This is a genomic window from Escherichia sp. MOD1-EC6842, assembly GCF_002965705.1.
GTDB classification, from domain to species: domain Bacteria; phylum Pseudomonadota; class Gammaproteobacteria; order Enterobacterales; family Enterobacteriaceae; genus Escherichia; species Escherichia ruysiae.
In genome coordinates this window covers 117083-133465 of record NZ_PTRF01000010.1, presented here as the reverse complement: position 1 = coordinate 133465, position 16383 = coordinate 117083, and the positions used below count along the sequence as shown (strand labels likewise).

General features: G+C 52.0%; 18 protein-coding genes. 9 read left to right on the top strand and 9 right to left on the bottom strand.

Annotated elements, in window-relative coordinates; translation table 11 throughout:
• Window positions 1–7: 7 nt before the first annotated feature.
• The 3 genes from ltaE (at window position 8) to A7Z29_RS13875 (ending at window position 3563) form a co-directional block, all read left to right on the top strand.
• Window positions 8–1009, top strand: a complete 1002-nt coding sequence (ltaE, locus tag A7Z29_RS13885; protein WP_105290379.1) for a low-specificity L-threonine aldolase — start codon at window positions 8–10, stop codon at window positions 1007–1009.
• 10 nt (window positions 1010–1019) lie between these two features.
• Window positions 1020–2450, top strand: coding sequence for an SDR family oxidoreductase (locus A7Z29_RS13880; protein WP_085460564.1), 1431 nt, complete (start codon window positions 1020–1022; stop codon window positions 2448–2450).
• A 99-nt stretch (window positions 2451–2549) separates the two neighbouring features.
• Complete coding sequence (locus A7Z29_RS13875; RefSeq protein ID WP_024191085.1) at window positions 2550–3563, top strand: NAD-dependent epimerase/dehydratase family protein; 1014 nt, start codon at window positions 2550–2552, stop codon at window positions 3561–3563.
• Here A7Z29_RS13875 and amiD read toward each other — a convergent pair.
• Window positions 3560–4390 (bottom strand): N-acetylmuramoyl-L-alanine amidase AmiD, encoded by an 831-nt coding sequence (amiD, locus tag A7Z29_RS13870; RefSeq protein WP_001258029.1) that lies wholly within the window; start codon window positions 4388–4390, stop codon window positions 3560–3562. The genes A7Z29_RS13875 and amiD overlap by 4 nt on opposite strands.
• A complete protein-coding gene (locus A7Z29_RS13865; protein ID WP_001160737.1) occupies window positions 4387–4710 on the bottom strand; it encodes a heavy metal-binding domain-containing protein in 324 nt (107 codons plus the stop codon). Before A7Z29_RS13865 ends, amiD begins: the two co-directional genes overlap by 4 nt.
• A gap of 125 nt (window positions 4711–4835) precedes the next feature.
• On the opposite strand from A7Z29_RS13865, the gene A7Z29_RS13860 reads away from it, so the two are divergent.
• The 6 genes from A7Z29_RS13860 to artJ all read left to right on the top strand — a co-directional run bounded on the left by A7Z29_RS13860 (window position 4836) and on the right by artJ (window position 9463).
• Complete coding sequence (locus A7Z29_RS13860) at window positions 4836–5351, top strand: lipoprotein (RefSeq protein ID WP_010347551.1); 516 nt, start codon at window positions 4836–4838, stop codon at window positions 5349–5351.
• Between the two features lie 217 nt (window positions 5352–5568).
• Complete coding sequence (gene artP, locus A7Z29_RS13855) at window positions 5569–6297, top strand: arginine ABC transporter ATP-binding protein ArtP (RefSeq protein ID WP_000027204.1); 729 nt, start codon at window positions 5569–5571, stop codon at window positions 6295–6297.
• 18 nt (window positions 6298–6315) lie between these two features.
• Window positions 6316–7047: an arginine ABC transporter substrate-binding protein ArtI gene (gene artI, locus A7Z29_RS13850; RefSeq protein WP_105290378.1), complete on the top strand. Its 732-nt coding sequence runs from the start codon at window positions 6316–6318 to the stop codon at window positions 7045–7047.
• Window positions 7048–7053: 6 nt separating this feature from the next.
• Window positions 7054–7770: an arginine ABC transporter permease ArtQ gene (artQ, locus tag A7Z29_RS13845; RefSeq protein WP_001001682.1), complete on the top strand. Its 717-nt coding sequence runs from the start codon at window positions 7054–7056 to the stop codon at window positions 7768–7770.
• Window positions 7770–8438, top strand: coding sequence for an arginine ABC transporter permease ArtM (gene artM / locus A7Z29_RS13840; protein WP_000895401.1), 669 nt, complete (start codon window positions 7770–7772; stop codon window positions 8436–8438). Before artQ ends, artM begins: the two co-directional genes overlap by 1 nt.
• A gap of 293 nt (window positions 8439–8731) precedes the next feature.
• Window positions 8732–9463, top strand: a complete 732-nt coding sequence (artJ, locus tag A7Z29_RS13835; protein ID WP_105290377.1) for an arginine ABC transporter substrate-binding protein ArtJ — start codon at window positions 8732–8734, stop codon at window positions 9461–9463.
• A gap of 171 nt (window positions 9464–9634) precedes the next feature.
• On the opposite strand, the gene rlmC is transcribed toward artJ, so the two are convergent.
• The 7 genes from rlmC to A7Z29_RS13795 form a co-directional block, all read right to left on the bottom strand.
• Entirely contained in the window at window positions 9635–10762 is a 1128-nt protein-coding gene (gene rlmC, locus A7Z29_RS13830; protein WP_105290376.1) for a 23S rRNA (uracil(747)-C(5))-methyltransferase RlmC, read from the bottom strand.
• Between the two features lie 40 nt (window positions 10763–10802).
• Window positions 10803–11291, bottom strand: coding sequence for a YbjO family protein (locus tag A7Z29_RS13825; protein ID WP_000389254.1), 489 nt, complete (start codon window positions 11289–11291; stop codon window positions 10803–10805).
• Window positions 11292–11350: 59 nt separating this feature from the next.
• Window positions 11351–12196 (bottom strand): putrescine ABC transporter permease PotI, encoded by an 846-nt coding sequence (gene potI / locus A7Z29_RS13820; RefSeq protein WP_001061680.1) that lies wholly within the window; start codon window positions 12194–12196, stop codon window positions 11351–11353.
• A complete protein-coding gene (potH, locus tag A7Z29_RS13815) occupies window positions 12193–13137 on the bottom strand; it encodes a putrescine ABC transporter permease PotH (protein ID WP_000105411.1) in 945 nt (314 codons plus the stop codon). The genes potI and potH overlap by 4 nt, the downstream gene beginning before the upstream one ends.
• A gap of 9 nt (window positions 13138–13146) precedes the next feature.
• Window positions 13147–14280: a putrescine ABC transporter ATP-binding subunit PotG gene (gene potG, locus A7Z29_RS13810; RefSeq protein WP_000995981.1), complete on the bottom strand. Its 1134-nt coding sequence runs from the start codon at window positions 14278–14280 to the stop codon at window positions 13147–13149.
• 94 nt (window positions 14281–14374) lie between these two features.
• The gene (gene potF, locus A7Z29_RS13805; protein ID WP_000126057.1) at window positions 14375–15487 is read right to left on the bottom strand and encodes a spermidine/putrescine ABC transporter substrate-binding protein PotF; all 1113 of its coding nucleotides are present in this window, start codon (window positions 15485–15487) and stop codon (window positions 14375–14377) included.
• Between the two features lie 350 nt (window positions 15488–15837).
• Window positions 15838–16314, bottom strand: coding sequence for a type III secretion system chaperone family protein (locus tag A7Z29_RS13795; protein ID WP_000203025.1), 477 nt, complete (start codon window positions 16312–16314; stop codon window positions 15838–15840).
• Between the last annotated feature and the right edge of the window lie 69 nt (window positions 16315–16383).

Sequence of the window (16383 nt, the reverse complement as noted above, 5' to 3'; positions counted from 1 at the left end):
ACATGCCATGATTGATTTACGCAGTGATACCGTAACCCGACCGAGCCGCGCCATGCTCGAAGCGATGATGGCCGCCCCGGTAGGGGACGACGTTTACGGAGACGACCCTACCGTTAATGCTTTGCAGGACTACGCCGCAGAGCTTTCCGGTAAAGAAGCCGCCATCTTTCTGCCGACCGGCACCCAGGCTAACCTGGTCGCTCTGCTCAGTCACTGCGAACGTGGCGAAGAGTATATTGTCGGTCAGGCCGCGCATAATTATCTGTTTGAAGCCGGTGGCGCTGCGGTGCTGGGCAGTATTCAGCCGCAACCCATCGACGCTGCTGCCGACGGCACGCTACCGCTGGATAAAGTGGCGATGAAAATCAAACCCGACGATATTCACTTCGCCCGCACCAAATTACTCAGTCTGGAAAACACCCACAACGGCAAAGTGCTGCCGCGTGAATACCTGAAACAGGCATGGGAATTTACCCGCGAGCGTAATCTGGCGCTACACGTTGACGGCGCGCGCATCTTTAATGCCGTAGTAGCTTACGGCTGCGAACTGAAAGAGATCACGCAATATTGTGATTCGTTCACCATTTGCCTGTCGAAAGGTCTTGGGACGCCAGTCGGTTCATTACTCGTCGGTAATCGTGATTACATTAAACGCGCCATCCGCTGGCGGAAAATGACAGGTGGCGGGATGCGCCAGTCCGGCATTCTGGCTGCCGCCGGGATGTATGCGCTGAAAAATAACGTCGCGCGGTTGCAGGAAGACCACGACAACGCCGCCTGGATGGTGGAACAGTTGCGTGAAGCAGGCGCGGATGTGATGCGTCAGAACACTAATATGCTGTTTGTCCGCGTCGGGGAAGAAAATGCTGCCGCGTTAGGTGAATACATGAAAGCGCGAAACGTACTGATCAACGCCTCGCCGATTGTCCGCCTGGTGACGCATCTTGACGTCTCGCGCGAACAACTGGCGGAAGTCGCCGCCCACTGGCGCGCTTTCCTGACGCGTTAAGGAGAGAGACGTGCCGCAACGCATTTTAGTTCTCGGTGCCAGTGGCTACATTGGTCAGCATCTGGTGCGCACACTCAGCCAGCATGGGCATCAGATCCTGGCGGCGGCACGTCACGTCGACAGACTTTCGAAGCTGCAACTGGCTAATGTCAGTTGCCATAAAGTCGATCTTAGCTGGCCGGATAACCTACCGGCACTATTGCAGGATATCGATACCGTCTATTTTCTGGTGCACAGCATGGGCGAAGGCGGCGATTTTATCGCGCAGGAGCGCCAGGTGGCTCTCAACGTCCGCGATGCGCTGCGCAAAGTGCCGGTTAAGCAATTAATCTTCCTCAGTTCACTGCAAGCCCCGCCACATGAGCAGTCAGACCATCTGCGCGCCCGTCAGGCTACGGCGGACATTCTTCGTGAAGCGGGTGTCCCGGTGACCGAATTGCGTGCCGGAATTATCGTTGGCGCAGGTTCAGCGGCGTTCGAAGTCATGCGCGATATGGTATACAACCTGCCGGTGCTAACCCCGCCGCGCTGGGTTCGTTCACGCACCACGCCCATCGCGCTGGAAAACCTGCTGCACTATCTGGTGGCGCTGTTAGATCATCCGGCCAGCGAACACCGCATCTTCGAAGCTGCCGGACCAGAGGTGCTCAGTTATCAACAACAATTTGAACATTTTATGACCGTAAGCGGTAAGCGCCGCTGGTTGATCCCCATCCCCTTTCCCACCCGCTGGATTTCGGTATGGTTTCTCAATGTGATTACTTCCGTACCGCCCACCACCGCCAAAGCGTTGATTCAGGGGCTGAAACACGATCTGTTAGCAGATGACACCGCGTTACGTGCACTCATTCCACAACCGCTGATCGCTTTCGATGATGCGGTACGTAGCACGTTGAAAGAGGAAGAAAAACTGGTCAACTCCAGCGACTGGGGATACGACGCTCAGGCCTTTGCCCGCTGGCGACCAGAATACGGTTATTTCGCCAAACAGGCGGGGTTTACCGTTAAAACTTCCGCCAGCCTTCAGGCTTTATGGCAGGTGGTGAATCAAATCGGCGGTAAAGAGCGTTATTTCTTTGGCAATATTTTGTGGCAGACCCGGGCGCTAATGGATCGCGCGATAGGTCACAAACTGGCGAAAGGTCGCCCCGCACGGGAATATCTGCAAACAGGCGATGCGGTGGATAGCTGGAAAGTGATTATCGTCGAACCGGAAAAACAACTTACCCTGTTATTTGGCATGAAAGCGCCGGGGCTGGGAAGACTGTGTTTTACTCTGGAAGATAAAGGCGACTATCGCACTATTGATGTACGCGCCTTCTGGCATCCTCACGGTATGCCAGGGTTGTTTTACTGGCTACTGATGATCCCAGCGCATCTGTTTATTTTTCGCGGCATGGCAAAACGAATCGCCAGACTTGCAGAACAAAGCACAGATTAATCGAAAAAAACCTGCGTTATTCTTTCACGTTTCCCATTGCATCAAGGAGGAAATCACGGAAGAATGCGCTCGTCGTTTTATCAACAACAGTGGAATGATATGAAGGTACTGGTTACCGGCGCCACCAGCGGTTTAGGTCGAAACGCGGTTGAGTTTTTATGCCGGAAAGGCATCAGTGTGAGAGCAACCGGTCGCAACGAAGCGATGGGCAAATTGCTGGAAAAAATAGGTGCAGAGTTTGTCCATGCGGATCTGACTGAGCTGGTCTCATCGCAGGCGAAGGTGATGCTCGCAGGCATTGATACACTGTGGCACTGTTCCAGCTTTACCTCGCCATGGGGAACGCAGCAGGCTTTCGATCTGGCAAACGTTCGCGCCACTCGCCGCCTGGGCGAATGGGCTGTCGCCTGGGGTGTACGTAATTTTATTCATATCTCTTCACCCTCCCTGTACTTCGACTATCACCACCATCGCGATATCAAAGAAGATTTTCGCCCTCACCGCTTCGCCAACGAATTTGCCCGCAGCAAAGCCGCCAGCGAAGAGGTGATCAATATGCTTTCGCAGACCAACCCACAAACGCGCTTTACTATTCTGCGCCCCCAAAGTCTGTTCGGCCCGCACGATAAAGTTTTTATTCCCCGTCTGGCGCATATGATGCACCACTACGGCAGCATCCTGTTACCCCACGGCGGCAGCGCGCTGGTCGATATGACCTACTATGAAAATGCCGTGCACGCTATGTGGCTGGCGAGTCAGGAAGCGTGCGATAAGTTGCCTTCTGGTCGTACGTACAACATTACCAACGGCGAACATCGCACTCTGCGCAGCATCGTACAGAAACTGATCGACGAACTGAACATTGATTGCCGTATCCGGTCGGTGCCTTACCCGATGCTGGATATGATTGCCCGCAGTATGGAGCGTTTAGGACGCAAGTCAGCAAAAGAGCCGCCGCTGACCCATTACGGCGTCTCCAAGTTGAATTTTGACTTTACGCTGGATATCACGCGTGCGCAGGAAGAGTTAGGTTATCAGCCGATCATCACGCTAAATGAAGGTATTGAGCAAACTGCCGCCTGGCTGCGCGACCACGGAAAACTGCCGCGCTAATCCTGACCATATTTCTCCAGCAACGCTTCGACAATCGCCTGAGTTTCTGCATCCGCTTCGCCGTTATATAACGTCGGGCGGAAATGCATCTGAAACGCCATAATCACTCGCTGCTGTTCGCGCGGCGTCATTTCAGGTTTTACGTCATAGCCGTAGCGTGCCAAAAGCTCAAGCAACGATGCGGTTTCTACCGGCGTGTGGGGCGCGCGCCCGGCCAGATAAAAGCTAACGCGCGATGCATCCGGCCAGGCACCAATCCCCTGCTGCGCCAGTTGCTGCCACGGGAACAGTGGACCAGGATCGTCTTTGCGCTGTGGGGCAATATCCGCATGTGCCACTACGTTTTCTGGTTTGATGTGATAGCGGGCGATAATATCTTTCGCCAGTGGAATGAGCGCCTGAATTTGCGCTGGTTCAAACGGCGTAAAATATTTCATCCCCGCTGATTTCTGCCAGCCGCGATTTTCCAGCTCAATGCCAATAGAGGTATCGTTAATCCGCGTCGCCCCGCGCCAGGCGCTAATCCCCGCGTGCCAGGCCAGTTCTTGTTCCGGCACCAGTTGCCAGATACGCGGTTTGCCGTTGAAACGCGGCGGCACGGCTGGCACCAGGTAGTGCGAGCTGACTTTTTTATCGGTCAGCGTCGCCAGCGACGTGTCGAAATCATCCGCCGTGTAGTGGATCACCAGCACTTTAATGCGCGGATACGCCGCCTGCGCCTGGCGTCGGGTATCGAGTTGGTATCCCTCTTTCTCGACAATGCCTTTTTCGCCTGCACACCCTGCCAGTAACAGGATCGCCGCAACCAGCCAGAAAACGCTTCTCATCGACGTGTTTTCACCGCCGTTCCGCTGACGCTGACCATCAGCATACTGCCGTTTTGCCCGACAGTTTCGTAGTCGATATCAATGCCAACCACTGCGTCCGCTCCCAGCGCCCGTGCCTGGGAGCCTAATTCTTCAAACGCAATCTCCCGGGCTTTGCGCAGTTCCTTTTCGTAAGCCCCTGAACGACCGCCGACGATATCGCGGATACCGGCAAAGAAATCACGAAAAATATTGGCGCCTAAAATCGCTTCGCCCGTCACCACACCGCAATATTCAACGATGGTCTGACCTTCAAGTGTTGGGGTTGTGGAAAATTGCATGATCGATCTCCTTGTTTGCTAAGCCTTCGATCTCAAAAGCATTATCGGACTGATACGCTATTATTGAAAGGATATCATTATTATCGTAGAACGCTTTCAAGGTGTTCGCTTATAAGGAAATCATTATGCGCTACAGCAAATTGACCATGCTTATCCCTTGCGCACTGTTACTCAGTGCTTGCACCACCGTCACGCCAGCCTATAAAGACAACGGCTCCCGCACAGGTTCTTGCGTCCAGGGCGGCCCTGACAGCGTGGCTCAGCAATTCTATGACTACCGTATTCAGCATCGCAGTAACGACATTACCGCTCTGCGTCCGTACTTGAGTGACAAACTGGCGGCACTGCTCAGTGATGCCAGCCGCGATAACAACCAACGCGAATTGTTAAGCAGCGATCCCTTCTCCAGTCGTACCACCTTGCCAGACAGCGCCCGCGTCGCCAGTGCTTCTACCATCCCGAATCGCGATGCACGTAATATTCCGCTGCGCGTGGATCTAAAACAAGGCGACCAGAGCTGGCAGGATGAGGTGCTGATGATTCAGGAAGGCCAGTGTTGGGTCATCGACGATGTGCGCTATTTAGGTGGCAGCGTTCACGCCAAAGCGGGGACATTACGCCAGTCCATTGAGAATCGTTAATCCCTTGATTAGATTATAACCCCCATAAATTGTCCGGCATTCTGAGAGGAATGCCGACATTTATGCTCGCCGAACAACGCCCCCGTTATTTTGTGCTATGTTTATTGAATAATGCGCTTTGCTTTTAACTTTTAAAGCAGAAATATTGCATAATTATTCTGTCAAAGGTACTATCTTCGACCTCAATAGCTATCAGACTGCCAGTATACGAGTGTCAATGAGTATTCAATTAAACGGCATTAATTGCTTCTACGGCGCACATCAGGCGCTGTTCGATATCACGCTGGATTGCCCGCAGGGCGAAACGCTGGTGTTACTTGGCCCCAGCGGCGCGGGGAAAAGCTCGCTGCTGCGTGTACTCAATCTGCTTGAGATGCCGCGCTCCGGTACGCTCAACATTGCAGGCAACCATTTCGATTTCACCAAAACACCGTCAGACAAAGCGATTCGCGACCTGCGTCGCAACGTCGGCATGGTGTTTCAGCAATACAATCTGTGGCCGCATCTCACCGTACAGCAAAACCTGATCGAAGCACCATGCCGCGTACTCGGCTTGAGTAAAGATCAGGCGCTGGCTCGTGCAGAAAAACTGCTGGAGCGTCTGCGTCTCAAACCTTATAGCGATCGTTACCCGCTGCACCTTTCTGGTGGTCAGCAACAACGTGTTGCTATTGCCCGTGCGCTGATGATGGAGCCGCAGGTACTGCTGTTTGATGAACCGACCGCCGCGCTGGATCCGGAAATTACGGCACAAATCGTCAGCATCATTCGTGAGCTGGCGGAGACCAATATTACCCAGGTGATCGTCACCCACGAAGTTGAAGTGGCGCGTAAAACCGCCAGCCGTGTGGTGTATATGGAAAACGGTCACATCGTTGAACAAGGCGACGCGCGCTGCTTTACCGAGCCGCAAACCGAAGCATTTAAAAACTATCTCTCTCACTAAAGATTCGGGATAACGACAATGAAAAAAGTTCTGATTGCCGCGTTAATTGCAGGTTTTAGTCTTTCCGCCACAGCTGCCGAAACCATTCGTTTTGCTACCGAAGCCTCCTATCCTCCGTTTGAATCTATAGACGCGAATAACCAGATCGTCGGTTTTGACGTCGACCTCGCACAGGCGCTGTGTAAAGAGATTGATGCAACCTGTACTTTCTCCAACCAGGCATTTGACAGCCTGATCCCGAGTCTGAAATTCCGCCGTGTGGATGCCGTTATGGCAGGTATGGATATCACTCCAGAGCGTGAAAAACAGGTGCTGTTCAGCACTCCGTACTATGACAACTCCGCCCTGTTTGTGGGTCAGCAAGGTAAATACACCAGCGTTGATCAGCTGAAAGGCAAGAAAGTCGGTGTGCAGAACGGGACGACACACCAAAAATTCATTATGGATAAGCATCCGGAAATCACCACAGTTCCGTATGACAGCTACCAGAACGCAAAACTGGATCTGCAAAACGGGCGTATCGACGGTGTATTCGGTGACACCGCAGTAGTAACCGAATGGCTGAAAGATAACCCGAAACTGGCGGCAGTGGGCGACAAAGTGACCGATAAAGATTACTTCGGTACTGGCCTCGGCATCGCAGTACGTCAGGGCAACACTGAACTGCAGCAGAAATTTAATACTGCGCTGGAAAAAGTGAAGAAAGATGGCACTTACGAAACCATCTACAACAAATGGTTCCAGAAGTAATTCCTGATGAATGAATTTTTTCCTTTAGCAAGCGCCGCCGGGATGACCGTCGGCCTTGCCGTTTGTGCATTGATTGTCGGACTGGCGCTGGCGATGTTCTTTGCAGTATGGGAGTCAGCAAAATGGCGCCCTGTTGCGTGGGCAGGTTCGGCGCTGGTGACGATTCTACGCGGCCTGCCAGAAATTCTGGTGGTGCTGTTTATCTATTTTGGCTCCTCGCAGTTACTGCTGACGCTTGCGGATGGCTTCACCATCAATCTTGGGATTGTAGAGATCCCGGTGCAGATGCAGATTGAAAACTTCGATGTCAGTCCGTTCCTTTGCGGTGTTATCGCTCTGTCACTGCTGTATGCCGCTTATGCTTCGCAAACTCTGCGTGGCGCACTGAAAGCGGTGCCGGTGGGTCAGTGGGAATCGGGTCAGGCGCTGGGGCTGTCGAAATCGGCTATCTTTTTCCGTCTGGTGATGCCGCAGATGTGGCGTCATGCGCTGCCTGGTCTCGGCAACCAGTGGCTGGTACTGCTGAAAGATACCGCGCTGGTCAGCTTGATTAGTGTGAATGATTTAATGCTGCAAACCAAAAGCATCGCCACCCGTACCCAGGAACCGTTCACCTGGTACATTGTGGCGGCGGCGATTTACCTGGTGATTACCCTGTTGAGCCAGTACATTCTCAAACGCATTGACCTGCGCGCGACACGTTTTGAGCGGAGACCTGGCTGATGCTTGAGTATTTACCCGAACTGATGAAAGGGCTGCATACCAGCCTGACCCTGACGGTTGCCTCGCTGATTGTGGCGCTGATTCTGGCGTTGATTTTTACCATCATCCTGACGCTGAAAACGCCGGTGCTGGTGTGGCTGGTGCGTGGTTATATCACGCTGTTTACCGGTACACCGCTGCTGGTGCAAATCTTCCTGATTTACTACGGACCAGGTCAGTTCCCGACGTTGCAGGAGTATCCGGCGCTGTGGCATTTGCTGTCGGAACCGTGGCTGTGTGCGCTAATTGCATTGTCGCTGAACAGTGCGGCGTATACCACGCAGCTGTTTTACGGGGCGATTCGCGCGATCCCGGAAGGTCAATGGCAGTCCTGTAGCGCGCTGGGAATGAGCAAAAAAGATACGCTGGCGATCCTTCTGCCGTATGCCTTTAAACGCTCGCTCTCGTCTTATTCCAACGAAGTGGTGCTGGTGTTCAAAAGTACCTCTCTGGCATACACCATTACGCTAATGGAAGTGATGGGCTACAGCCAGTTACTGTACGGACGCACCTACGACGTAATGGTGTTTGGCGCGGCGGGGATTATTTACCTCGTCGTCAACGGCCTGCTGACGCTGATGATGCGTCTGATTGAGCGTAAAGCACTGGCATTTGAACGTCGGAATTAATGTGACTGCGTACACATTCGCCGGGGGGTTTTGTAGGTCTGAGAAGACGCGCCAGCGTCGCATCAGACACCTGCACGGTGCCTGTGCCGGATGCGGCGTAAACGCCTTACCCGGCCCACATAGTGCATAAATCCTTATAATGAAGACGGACAACCCACTAAGTTGTCCGTCTTTTTTTATCTCGCACAAACTATTTAATCATATTTATTGCATATAAATTCATTTGATGGCATTGTAAATCCATGCCGCAGACACGGCTAATAATCATAAGATTGACAGACGGGAGTTCCATCATGAAAAAGCTAGTTCTTGCCGCATTACTTGCATCCTGTGCATTCGGCGCTTCTGCCGTAGAGAAAATCAATTTCGGCGTCTCTGCCACTTATCCGCCATTCGAATCGATGGATGCAAATAACCAGATCGTCGGCTTTGATATCGATCTGGCAAAGGCGTTATGCAAACAAATGCAGGCAGAATGTACTTTTACTAATCACGCTTTCGACAGCCTGATCCCGTCACTGAAATTCAGAAAATATGACGCTGTGATTTCCGGGATGGACATCACACCGGAACGTAGCAAACAGGTCGCCTTTACCTCCCCCTATTACGAAAACTCAGCCGTTGTGATTGCCAAAAAAGATACCTATAAGACTTTTGCCGACCTGAAAGGTAAACGTATTGGTATGGAAAACGGCACTACCCACCAAAAATATATTCAGGATCAGCATCCGGAAGTGAAAACCGTCTCTTATGACAGTTATCAGAATGCATTTATCGACCTGAAAAATGGTCGTATTGATGGGGTATTTGGTGATACAGCGGTAGTTAATGAGTGGCTGAAAACCAATCCGCAACTGGGCGTTGCGACTGAGAAAGTAACCGATCCGCAGTACTTCGGCACCGGTCTGGGCATCGCTGTACGTCCGGATAACAAAGCTCTGCTGGAGAAACTGAATAACGCACTGGCAGCCGTTAAAGCAGACGGTACATATCAGAAAATCAGCGATCAGTGGTTTCCGCAGTAATTGAGACTGAGACGAAAGTAAGATGCCTGATGCGCTACGCTTATCAGGCCAACATCGACTCTGCAATGTATTGATTTAGCAAGATTTGTAGGCCGGATAAGGCGTTCACGCCGCATCCGGCATGAACAAAGCGCACCAAGTCTGCGATCTGAAGCCGCAGATGCGGCTTTTTTATTGCTTCACCAGCAGCGTCAGCACTTCATAATGTGCGGTGTGGGGGAACATATCGAAAAGCTGTACCCGCTCAATGCGATATCCTGGCAGTTCGCGGATATCTTTCGCCATCGTTTGGGCGTTACAGCTTGAGTAGATAATAAAATGCGGTGCCATCGTCGAAAGATAATCACACAGCGGTTTACCAATGCCGCGACGCGGTGGATTAACCAGCACCAGCTCCGGCACTTCGCCCTGAGCGGTGGCAAACTGAGTGGAGTCCAGCGCCTGAAATTGCAGACGCGTTAGACCCAGTTCAGCAGCAGATTGTTTCGCACAGGCTATCGCTTCTGGCGCAATTTCAATCCCCGTTAGCTGCATTTCTGGCGTTGCGCAATGCAAACCAAAACCACCAACGCCGCAGAACAGATCCCACATATGATTTACCGGCAATTGCCGCACCCAGTCACGCGCGGTGGCGTACAGCTGGCTGGCGACCGCCGGATTAGTCTGGAAGAAACTTTGCGGGCGGATCCACAGCGGCACGTCATTAAAACGCTCTGCCAGCGCCTGCTGTTCGGTCAGGTAGATCTCCGTCTCCCCTTCCATTATCGCCATATGCACTGGCTGAATATTGACGGTAATGACTTTTAGCTGCGGCAGTTGCGCCTGTAACCACGGCAGCGCCTTACGCAGTTGCGCCAGCTTGGTTTCAGAGCGCAGTACAAAGCGCAGCATCATACCGCCATCCATCTGGCTTTCAGTCAGCAGAATATATTTCAGTTCGCCACGCTTGCGCGCCACGTTGTAGGGCGTCAGCCCCGCACGGGCGATAAACGGTTTTAGCGCCGCAAAAACAGGCGCAAATGAGGCAGGGTAAAGCGGACAGTCGCAAAGATCTTCTGGCGTACCGTCGCGGTGTAGCATTCCGAGCAGTGGTTTTTCAACGCTACCACTCACCACCATTTTGGCTTTATTGCGAAACCCTTGTTCCGGGCCAGACACCGGCGCGCACCATTCCGCGACCGGAAAATCGGCCAACAGATTTTTAAGATCGGTGGTTTTAGCGGAGAGTTGCTCTGGAATCGGCTGCGTTATCCACTGACAGGAGCGGCAGCGACCCGCGTCGTAAAGTGCGCACTGCATACATTGACCTTCACATCATCAGGGGCGAGGATTATACACATTATTGCAACTGGAAGAACCGCCTACTGGTGGCGGGAACAAACAGCAGCAATAAGATGAGCATGTCCGGCAGCTTTTGTAACATCAGGCTATGGAAGATTTCGCGTTTCGATTCACCAGGAATGCTGAACAGCTCAGGGTAACCATAACCGAGCGAAGCTGCCCACAGATAACTGGCGGCCGTGATTTGCGTCAGCAGATACAGCCAGCGCGCCAGGCGACGCCCTTTCACTAGCGAAAACGCACACCAGATTTCAATAAAAACCAGCGCAAGGCTGCTTAGAAAGACCAGCGTTAAACTCCAGGTTTGTACGCTGCGATGTATGAACTCGCCGATACCGCGCACGCCCAGCGTATTGAAAATCATCAGCACGTCGAGGCCACGGATCATAATAATGGCGAGCGCCGCCACCTGCACCAGTGCAGGCACATTCAGGCGAGCATGTGATGAAGATGTTTTCTTAAAAAATCCCAACGTTTCGTCTTCCATGAAAACAATGCCGCGACATGCGCGGCATTATGTAGCCAGGTTGGCAAATTTTAGTGTCTTCAGCCACGTCTTGCACGCTGGATATCGCGTATCCGCTGCTTTTCTGCGCGCGCCATTAAATACCAGGCGATAAATCCGACAATTCCTACCGCGCCGAGAATCAATGTTGCCAGGGCGTTGATTTCCGGATTCACCCCCATCCGCACGCTGGAGAAGACCAGCATTGGTAAGGTGGTGGCTCCCGGCCCGGAAACAAAGCTGGCGATCACCAGATCATCAAGCGACAGAGTAAAAGCCAGTAACCAGCCAGAAATGATCGCCGGCATGATCATCGGTAGTGTAATGACGAAAAACACCTTCAGCGGCGTCGCGCCGAGATCCATCGCCGCTTCTTCAATGGAGCGATCCAGTTCCCGCAGACGCGAAGAAATAACAACTGCCACATAAGCCGTACAGAAAGTGACGTGCGCCAGCCAGATAGTTAACATACCGCGATCGGCAGGCCAGCCGATCGCATGAGCAAGAGCAACGAACAATAACAACAGCGACAGGCCAGTGATCACATCCGGCATGACTAGCGGCGCGGTGATCATAAAGGCAAAGCCATTTGATCCACGAAACCGCCCAAAGCGTACCAGCACAACCGCCGCGATAGTTCCAAGAATTGCCGCCGCCGTCGCCGCACAGGCGGCAATCGTCAGACTTAAGCCGACCGCACTCATCATCGCATTATCACGCAATAACTCGCCGTACCAGCGCGTTGACCAACCGGCCCACACCGTCACCAGCTTCGAACTGTTAAATGAATAGATGACCAGCATCAGCATCGGCGCATAGAGAAAGGTGAAGCCCAGCAACAAAATCACCATTCGCCAGGGCGAACGAACGACCGGTAAATTATTCATCCGTGTTCCCCCACGCTTTTTTGCTGATATTTGTGGAACCACATAATTGGCACAATCAGCAGCAATAACATAACGATTGCCACCGCTGAGGCCACCGGCCAGTCACGGTTATTGAAAAACTCCTGCCATAGAACGCGCCCGATCATGATGCTGTCCGGGCCGCCGAGCAGTTCCGGGATCACAAACTCACCCACCGCCGGAATGAAAACCAGCATCGATCCGGCGATAATCCCACCTTTGGTAAGCGGCACTATCACCGTAAAGAAAGTCTTCAGCGGACGCGCGCCGAGATCAAGCGCAGCTTCCACCAGCGAATAATCAATGCGAGTTAACGCGGTGTAGATAGGCAACACCATAAACGGCACATAGGCGTAAACAATGCCGATATAAACGGCCAGATTGGTATGCAGAATGGTCAGCGGCTGATCGATAACCCCCAGCCACAGCAGGAAATTATTCAGCACGCCATTGTTTTTTAGTATCCCCATCCAGGCGTAAACGCGGATCAAAAATGAGGTCCACGAAGGCAGGATCACCAGCAGCAATAAGATATTGCGGGTCGAAGGTTTACTGTGCGCCACTGCCCACGCCAGCGGATAGCCGAGCAATAAGCAACAAACGGTCGAAATCGCCGCCACCTGTAACGACTGGAGATAAGCATCGAAATAGAGCGGATCGTCAGTCAGTTGCAGGAAATTGCCGAGATTGAGGGTGACAGACAGTTGCCCGTCAGCCCACTCCATCAGTTCGGTATAAGGCGGAATGGCGCGCGCCATCTCAGCCAGGCTTATTTTAAAGACGATAAGAAATGGCAGCAGAAACAACAAAATCAACCAGATATACGGCAGCGCAATCACCAGTTTGCGACCGTGCTTCATCTGCCACTGTGTAAGCCACTGCTTTAATCCGCCCGGCTGGGCAGCAGGTTCAAGTGTACTCATCTTTGCTCCTTAAACCGTCAGCACCACACAACTGTCTGATTCCCAGCACAAACGAACTTCATCGCCCCAGGTCGGTAACCCTTTGCGAAAACGATGGGCGTTTTGTAACTGGGCGCTGATCATCTGCCCGCTTTTCAGGCGGACATGATAAACAGACAAATCACCGAGATAGGCAATATGTGTCACCTCTCCCACTGCAAAATTGCAGCCATCAGCAGGCGGTTCGTCACAGAGCATGATTTTTTCCGGACGCAGCGCCACATGCACCGGCACGTTATCCACCACCGACGCATCGGGATCGACTTTCAACGGATGCACCAGCCCAGGCGAATAAAGCAACAGGCCATCTTCCTGGCGTTCCTTTAGCAGCCCTTCGAAAACATTGACCGATCCAATGAACTCGGCGCTATATCGTGTCGTCGGGTGCTCATAAATTTCCTCCGGCTCGCCAATCTGAACAAATTTACCGCGATTCATAATCGCGATGCGCCCCGCCATGGTCATCGCCTCTTCCTGATCGTGCGTTACCATCACACAGGTCACGCCGACACGCTCCAGAATATCCACCACTTCAAGCTGCATCCGGTCGCGCAGCTTTTTATCCAGCGCACCCATCGGTTCATCGAGCAGTAATAGTTTCGGGCGTTTAGCGAGGCTTCGGGCCAGCGCCACTCGCTGACGTTGGCCACCGGAAAGCTGATGCGGTTTGCGTTTGGCAAACTCCTGCATATGCACCAGCCCCAGCATTTCATTGACCCGACTGGCAATTTCCGCTTTTGGTAACTTGTCTTGTTTCAGACCAAAAGCAATGTTTTGCTCCACGGTCATATGGGGGAATAGCGCGTAGGACTGGAACATCATGTTGATGGGGCGCAGATAAGGCGGAACCTGTGACAAATCAACACCATCAAGCATAATTTGCCCGGCAGAAGGTTGTTCGAAACCTGCCAACATACGCAGCAGTGTGGACTTGCCACAGCCGGATGCGCCCAGCAGTGCAAAGATTTCGCCTTTATAAATGGTCAGACTGACATCATCGACCGCATGTTGACCATCGTAAGATTTGGTCAAATTGCGGATTTCTAATAGTGGTGTCAGCGACTTACGACTTTTCGCCTGCGGGCGAGGGATAGCGTCATTCACGGCTGCTCTCCGGCATTTAATGTGTGCAAGCGCACCAGGATGGTGCGAATTGCCGGCGGGAGTGGTGCGCCCGTCCGGCATCTACGGCAGCGGATTATTTTCCGCTCTTCACTTTGGTCCACGCGCGGGTGCGCACACGATCGATTTTCGGATCCTGCACTTGCAGGGTGAACATTTTGGCGCGAACGTCCGCCGGAGGATAAATCCCTGGATTATCACGCACTTCCGCACTCACCAGCGGCGTAGCTGCTTTATTGGCGTTGGCATAGAACACATGGTCAGAGATATGTGCTACTACATCCGGGCGCAGCAGATAATTCAGGAACTGATACGCTTCGTCTTTATTTTTGGCATCGGCAGGCATGGCAAAGACATCAAAGAATGCCATCGCCCCTTCTTTCGGAATCGAGAAAGAGACATTCACGCCATTCTTCGCCTCCTTCGCGCGGTTGGAGGCCTGCCAGACATCGCCCGCCCAGCCAATCGCCACGCAGATGTCGCCATTAGCCAGGTCGTTAATATATTGAGATGAATGGAAATAACGAATATTCGGGCGCAGTTTCAATAGCAGGTCAGTCGCTGGTCCGGTGTAATCATCCGCTTTGGTGCTGTTCGGATCTTTACCAAGATAATTCAACACAGTGGCAAAAACTTCTTCCGGCGCATCGAGGAAAGAGACACCACAGCTTTTCAGTTTTTCCAGATTTTCTGGTTTGAGGATCAAGTCCCAGCTATCGACCGGCGCGTTTTCGCCCAGCACTGCTTTGACTTTATCGACGTTATACCCAATCCCGGTAGTCGCCCACATATACGGCATAGCAAATTTATTATCCGGGTCGTGTTTTGCCACCAGCTTAAGTAATTCTGGATCGAGATTCTTCCACTCCGGCAATTTGCTTTTATCCAGCGGCTGGAATACTCCCGCAGTCAACTGGCGCTCCAGAAAGCTGGCTGACGGCACGACCAGGTCAAAACCGGTACTCCCCGCCATTAATTTGCCTTCCAGCACTTCGTTGGAATCAAAAACATCGTAGACGACTTTAATACCGGTCTCTTTTTCAAAATTTGCCACCGTATCCGGGGCGATATAATCAGACCAGTTATAGATGTGGAGTGTTTTTTGTTCAGCCGCGAGCGTGCCGACAGAGACGGCCATCAGAGCACCCGCAATCAGACCCGATAGCCATTTTTTATTTAAGGCGGTCATATCTCTTTCCTTCTGAAAGTTCGTTAACAAACGAACAAAAGTTGTCACACTGAAAGATATGCAATAAACGTGCATATTTTTTATCGGCGCGGTACAAGAAAAGAGAACTCTCTCCCGGCCAGCATTGCTCGCTATATAAAAGCCTCGCAAGAATAACTTTAGCCAGGGTTTGAAACTATAGCTGTAATTAAAAAACGGTATTTAACAAATTTTTATGCGCATTTGCTCTATGTGATAAAGCAAATCTGGCACAATGGAAGTGAAACAATCTTTAATGAAAGGTTAAAATCAGCAGGAAATATTACGGCGCGCAGTCACTGCGGCAGCGACTGCGTGCTCGAAGAAAGTTATCAGTGAAGGAAATAGTTTTCGGTAACGTTGTTTTGCCCTTCATCGTCAGTCGGCAACAGCAGCTGATGGGCATTAGCTTCGAGGATGACCATTGAAATCTGCTCTTCGCTCTGGCGTACAAACCATGCAAACTGTTCATAGGTTACGCCCTGCATAACAGATAAAGACTGGCAAACCACCAGCTTTGGCAGATTATCATCCTGCATATCGAGAAATGCTTTCACGGTCAGTGAGCTGGCATTGATAGCTGATAAATCCGCCGCCAGCGGCAACACGGCTGAAGGCCTGACTTCCGCCATGGCAGAAAACAGGATTGTGTTATCAATCAGGTCGATTTTGGCATCAAAGACACCGTCGAAATTCTGCATATGGGGCAGATGCAAAGCCTGACAGTTATCACATTCAAAAAAACTCATCCCCAGGTCATCGAGCCATTGACGCAACGTATCCAGACCAGGAACGACCAGCGATGTCATAATTTTGTACAACCTCTTCCGATAAAAAGACTGGCACAGCTTACGCAAAAAGCGCAGGCAAAACCATGA

Excerpts from the sequence above, each read along its gene's own strand:
- ltaE (WP_105290379.1), top strand. The coding sequence starts at position 8 with ATGATTGATTTACGCAGTGATACCGTAACCCGACCGAGCCGCGCCATG.
- A7Z29_RS13875 (WP_024191085.1), top strand. The coding sequence starts at position 2,550 with ATGAAGGTACTGGTTACCGGCGCCACCAGCGGTTTAGGTCGAAACGCG.
- amiD (WP_001258029.1), bottom strand. The coding sequence starts at position 4,390 with ATGAGAAGCGTTTTCTGGCTGGTTGCGGCGATCCTGTTACTGGCAGGG.
- A7Z29_RS13865 (WP_001160737.1), bottom strand. The coding sequence starts at position 4,710 with ATGCAATTTTCCACAACCCCAACACTTGAAGGTCAGACCATCGTTGAA.
- A7Z29_RS13860 (WP_010347551.1), top strand. The coding sequence starts at position 4,836 with ATGCGCTACAGCAAATTGACCATGCTTATCCCTTGCGCACTGTTACTC.
- artP (WP_000027204.1), top strand. The coding sequence starts at position 5,569 with ATGAGTATTCAATTAAACGGCATTAATTGCTTCTACGGCGCACATCAG.
- artI (WP_105290378.1), top strand. The coding sequence starts at position 6,316 with ATGAAAAAAGTTCTGATTGCCGCGTTAATTGCAGGTTTTAGTCTTTCC.
- artQ (WP_001001682.1), top strand. The coding sequence starts at position 7,054 with ATGAATGAATTTTTTCCTTTAGCAAGCGCCGCCGGGATGACCGTCGGC.
- artM (WP_000895401.1), top strand. The coding sequence starts at position 7,770 with ATGCTTGAGTATTTACCCGAACTGATGAAAGGGCTGCATACCAGCCTG.
- artJ (WP_105290377.1), top strand. The coding sequence starts at position 8,732 with ATGAAAAAGCTAGTTCTTGCCGCATTACTTGCATCCTGTGCATTCGGC.
- rlmC (WP_105290376.1), bottom strand. The coding sequence starts at position 10,762 with ATGCAGTGCGCACTTTACGACGCGGGTCGCTGCCGCTCCTGTCAGTGG.
- A7Z29_RS13825 (WP_000389254.1), bottom strand. The coding sequence starts at position 11,291 with ATGGAAGACGAAACGTTGGGATTTTTTAAGAAAACATCTTCATCACAT.
- potI (WP_001061680.1), bottom strand. The coding sequence starts at position 12,196 with ATGAATAATTTACCGGTCGTTCGTTCGCCCTGGCGAATGGTGATTTTG.
- potH (WP_000105411.1), bottom strand. The coding sequence starts at position 13,137 with ATGAGTACACTTGAACCTGCTGCCCAGCCGGGCGGATTAAAGCAGTGG.
- potF (WP_000126057.1), bottom strand. The coding sequence starts at position 15,487 with ATGACCGCCTTAAATAAAAAATGGCTATCGGGTCTGATTGCGGGTGCT.
- A7Z29_RS13795 (WP_000203025.1), bottom strand. The coding sequence starts at position 16,314 with ATGACATCGCTGGTCGTTCCTGGTCTGGATACGTTGCGTCAATGGCTC.